We start from the raw sequence: 4,321 nt of genomic DNA on the forward strand, positions 1-4,321 counted from the left end.
CCGGCGACCCCGCGATCGGCGGCCACCCGCTCGCGCACCGCGGGAGCGACCTCGGTGCCGAACGTCTCGATGACGGACGGGTCGTCGGTGCCGAGGATGAACGTCCCGACCCCCTCGTCGACCGCGAGCGCGACCAGCGCGTCGACCCACGCGGACGTCGACCCGGTGAGCGACCCGGAGCCGGGGGACAGGTTGAGCAGCCGTCGGATCTCCCGCGGGTCCCGCCCGGCCGCGACGGCGGCCGCGTCGATCGCCGCGTTCCCCCGCGCCAGGTCGCCCGGCTCCAGGTACCCCTCGGACGGCAGCCAGCCGTCGGCCTTCTCGGCGACCAGCCGCAGCATGCGCGGCTTGTACGCACCGAGCCAGATGCCCGCGTCGTGCACGGGCGCCGGCCCGCGCTTGGCCCCGTCGACCGAGTGGTACGAGCCGCCGGCCCGCAGCGGCGACCGCGACGACGTGTCCCACAGCCCGCGGATCACGTCGATCGCCTCGGACAGCGCGTCGACGCCCTGGCCCGGCGTGAGGCGAGACACGCCCATCCCGACCATCGCGTCCCAGAACGCCCCGGCACCGAGCCCGAGCTCGGCGCGCCCGCCGGACAGCAGGTCGAGCGACGCGACGGCGCGCGCGAGCACGGCGGGCTGCCGCAGCGGCAGGTTGAGGACGTTCCCCGCGAGGTGCACGCGCGAGGTCCGGGCGGCGACGTAGGACAGCAGCGTCCAGGTGTCGAGGAACCGCGGCTGGTACGGGTGGTCCTGGAACGTCACGAGGTCGAGCCCGACCTCCTCGGTGAGGACCGCGAGCGTCACGGGGGCCTGCGGGTCGGCGTTGGTCGGCGTCAGGAAGGTGCCGAAGGTGAGCTCGTGGCCGTAGTCGGGCATGGGTCCTCGTCGTCGTCGGTCGCGCGACACCGGGACGCCGGGCCGCACCTGCCGCAACGAGCGAACCACCCTGGACCTTCCCTCGCTCTCTTGTGGCGCACGATGGTTCTGTGGTTCATTAGTCGAGTAATGAACCAAGGAACTTCACGACGACAGGAGCAGCCGCATGTTCGACGGCCGTGAACCCCTGTACGTCCAGATCGCCGACCAGATCCGTCAGGACGTCCTCAGCGGCGCCCTCGAGGCCGAGGAGCAGGTCATGTCCACGACGCAGTACGCGACGACCTTCCGCATCAACCCGGCCACCGCCGCCAAGGCGTTCGCCGAGCTGGTCGACGAGGGCGTCCTCTACAAGCGCCGGGGCGTCGGCATGTTCGTCGCCCCCGGTGCCCGCGAGAAGCTGCGCGCCGAGCGCCGCGACACGTTCTTCGCCGACGTCGTCGACCCGGTGCTCGAGCAGGCCCGCCTGCTGGGCATCGACGTCGACGAGGTCGTCGCCCGCCTCCGCGAGCGCGCGGCCACCGCCGCGCAGCCCACCACCGACACCCCCCAGGCAGGTGCCCGATGACCGGCTTCGGCGTCGAGGTCCGCGACCTCACCGCCCGCTACGGCACGACGACCGCGCTCGACGCGGTGTCCTTCGAGATCCGCCCCGGCGCGATCACCGGACTGCTCGGCCGCAACGGCTCGGGCAAGACGACGTTCCTGTCGGTGCTCGCCGCTTTCCGCCGCCGCAACGGCGGCACGATCCTGGTCGACGGCGAGGACCCGTGGGAGAACCCGCGGATCATGGGCGGCACGTGCCTGATCCGCGAGAGCGGCGACGTCGTCCTCGACGAGGCGATCAAGGAGAACCTCGCGTTCCTCGCGGACCGCCGGCCGCACTTCGACCGGGAGGCGGCGGAGGCGCTGCTCGACCGGTTCGAGCTCGACCCCGACAAACGTCCCGACCGCATGAGCCGCGGCCAGCGCTCGGCGTTCGGCGTCGTCGTCGGCATCGCGACGCGGGCACCGCTCACGCTGCTCGACGAGGTGCACCTCGGCATGGACGCGCCCGCGCGGTACGCCTTCTACGACGCGCTGCTCGCCGACTGGATCGAGCACCCGCGCACGATCGTCCTGTCGAGCCACCTGATCGGCGAGGTCGAGCGGCTGCTCGAGGACGTCGTCGTCATCGACAAGGGCCGCGTCCTCGCGGCCGACGACGCGACGACCCTGCGCGAGCAGGGGCTCACCGTCACCGGTCCCGCCGACGCCGTCGACGCGTTCGTCGTCGGCCGCCGCGTCGTCGCCCGTCAGGCCCTCGGGCGCACGGCGCAGGCCACCGTCATCGGCACGCAGGCCGACGACGACGCCCGCGCACGCGCGGCCGGGCTGGAGCTCGGCGCCGTCGGGCTGCAGGACCTGTTCGTCCACCTGACCGACCGCGGCGCCGGCGAGACCGCCGACGCCCTCACCCCGCAGGAGTCCCGATGACCGCCGCCACGCCCGCCCTCCCGGCGAAGGCCCGCGCCGGCTACGTCGAGAACCAGACGTGGCTCACCGCGCGCTGGCTGCTGCGCACGCAGGTCTACCTCGCCGCGTGGTTCTGGGGCCTCGCCGTCGTGGTGGTCGCGGCCGTGATCGTGATCGTCACCAACGTCGGCGACCTGCACAACAGCATCGTCGCGTTCACGCGGCAGGGTGCGATCTGGTTCCCGTTCTCGGTGTTCATCATCGTCACCACGACGTACTTCCCGATCCACGTCGCGACGGGGCTGACCCGCCGCAGCCTGGTCCGCGGGTCGCTCGTCGCGGCGGCCGCCACGGCCGTGCTCTACGGCGGGGTCTTCTCGCTGCTGCTGCTCGTCGAGCGCGCGGTGTACGACGCCGCCGGATGGCAGTGGCAGTTCTTCGACGACCTGTCGGCAGGAGCCGGGCCGGAGACGTTCATCCCCGCCTCGCTGCTCACGTACTTCGTGACGTACGTGTCGGGGCTGCTCGTCGGCATCGTCTACCTGCGCACCGGCGGCTGGTGGGGCACGCTCCTGCTGCCGTTCACGGCCGGCCCGATCCTGCTCGTGTCCGCGTTCTTCGCCGCCGACGCCGGGCCCATCCCGACCGAGACCTGGTTCGGCGGGAACGGCGTGACGACGCCCGTCGCGGTCGCCGCGAGCCTCGTGCTCGTCGCCGTCATGGCGTTCGTCGTCGACCGGCTCGTCCGGACCGCCGACGTGCCCGTCCGGACCAGCTGACCTGACCTGACCCGCACCGGCCCACCGAGCGCCGGGCACCCCGCTCCACCCGCACCCCTCTCCGCGCACCACGGGACGGCCCGCACGCCGCTCCCGCGGCACCGCACACCCTCGAGCCGCCCGGCGACCCGCCGTGCGCCCGTCCCGCACCGACCCAGGAGGAGCACCATGCCCACCCCCGTCATCGAGGTCGAGCACCTGCGCAAGACCTACGGCCGCAACGTCGCCGTCGACGACGTCTCCCTGCACGTCCAGCCCGGCGAGATCTTCGGGATCCTCGGCCGCAACGGCGCCGGCAAGACGACGACCGTCGAGATCGTCGGCGGCCTGCGCCACGCCGACGCGGGCGCCGTCCGCGTCCTCGGGCTCGACCCGCGCCGCGACGCCCGCCGCCTGCACGAGCGCGTCGGCCTCCAGCTCCAGGAGAGCGAGCTGCCGCCCCGCATCACCGTGCGCGAAGCGCTCGACCTGTACGCGTCGTTCTACGAGGACCCGGCCGACCCGGCCTCCCTCATCACCGACCTGGGCCTGACCGAGAAGGCCGGCACGCGGTTCCAGAACCTGTCGGGCGGCCAGAAGCAGCGCCTGTCCGTCGCGCTGGCACTGGTCGGCAACCCGGAGATCGCGATCCTGGACGAGCTCACGACGGGCCTCGACCCGCACGCCCGTCGCGAGACGTGGGGCGTCGTCGACGCGATCCGGCAGCGCGGCGTGACGATCGTCCTGGTCACGCACCTCATGGAGGAAGCCGAGCGGCTGTGCGACCGGATCGCGCTCATCGACGCGGGCCGGGTCGTCGCGACGGGCACGCCCGCCGAGCTCGCCGCGCGCGCCACGGCCGAGCAGGTGCTGCGGTTCCGCCCGTCGGCACCGATGCCCGCCGGGCTGCTCGACCGCACGCCGACCGTCACGCACGTCTCGACGACGGCGGGCGCGACCACCGACGCGACCGCCGCCGACGCGACCGCCACCGGCTCGACCGCCACCGTCACCGCCACCGCCCCCGCCGACGGCACTGTCGAGGTGCGCGGCACCGACAACGTCGTGCAGGACGTGCTCGTCGCGCTCCACCAGCACGGCATCCGCCCGCTCGGCCTGCACCTCGAGCAGGGCTCGCTCGAGGACGCGTTCGTCGCCCTCACCGGTCGCGCGTCGCAGGACGCCGGCCCGTCCGTCACCACCGCCACGGCCGCGCGCCGCGCGAAG

5 protein-coding genes are annotated in these 4,321 nt (G+C 73.7%); 4 read left to right on the forward strand and 1 reads right to left on the reverse strand.

What is annotated here, in order from left to right:
- On the reverse strand, nucleotides 1–881 hold an 881-nt coding region (locus tag HGA02_RS11675), incomplete at its 3' end, for an LLM class flavin-dependent oxidoreductase (protein WP_168679154.1).
- 166 nt (nucleotides 882–1,047) lie between these two features.
- On the opposite strand from HGA02_RS11675, the gene HGA02_RS11680 reads away from it, so the two are divergent.
- The 4 genes from HGA02_RS11680 to HGA02_RS11695 all read left to right on the forward strand — a co-directional run.
- Nucleotides 1,048–1,449, forward strand: a complete 402-nt coding sequence (locus tag HGA02_RS11680) for a GntR family transcriptional regulator (protein ID WP_124341681.1) — start codon at nucleotides 1,048–1,050, stop codon at nucleotides 1,447–1,449.
- On the forward strand, nucleotides 1,446–2,357 hold the full coding sequence (locus HGA02_RS11685; protein WP_168679155.1) for an ATP-binding cassette domain-containing protein: 912 nt from the start codon (nucleotides 1,446–1,448) through the stop codon (nucleotides 2,355–2,357). Before HGA02_RS11680 ends, HGA02_RS11685 begins: the two co-directional genes overlap by 4 nt.
- Nucleotides 2,354–3,115, forward strand: a complete 762-nt coding sequence (locus HGA02_RS11690; protein ID WP_168679156.1) for a hypothetical protein — start codon at nucleotides 2,354–2,356, stop codon at nucleotides 3,113–3,115. The genes HGA02_RS11685 and HGA02_RS11690 overlap by 4 nt, the downstream gene beginning before the upstream one ends.
- Before the next feature lie 168 nt (nucleotides 3,116–3,283).
- Nucleotides 3,284–4,321, forward strand: a 1,038-nt coding sequence (locus tag HGA02_RS11695; RefSeq protein ID WP_168679157.1) for an ABC transporter ATP-binding protein, incomplete at its 3' end; no start/stop codon positions are given.

The organism is Cellulomonas septica (assembly GCF_012396155.1).
Lineage (GTDB): Bacteria > Actinomycetota > Actinomycetes > Actinomycetales > Cellulomonadaceae > Cellulomonas > Cellulomonas septica.

Excerpts from the sequence above, each read along its gene's own strand:
- HGA02_RS11685 (WP_168679155.1), top strand. The coding sequence starts at position 1,446 with ATGACCGGCTTCGGCGTCGAGGTCCGCGACCTCACCGCCCGCTACGGC.
- HGA02_RS11690 (WP_168679156.1), top strand. The coding sequence starts at position 2,354 with ATGACCGCCGCCACGCCCGCCCTCCCGGCGAAGGCCCGCGCCGGCTAC.
- HGA02_RS11680 (WP_124341681.1), top strand. The coding sequence starts at position 1,048 with ATGTTCGACGGCCGTGAACCCCTGTACGTCCAGATCGCCGACCAGATC.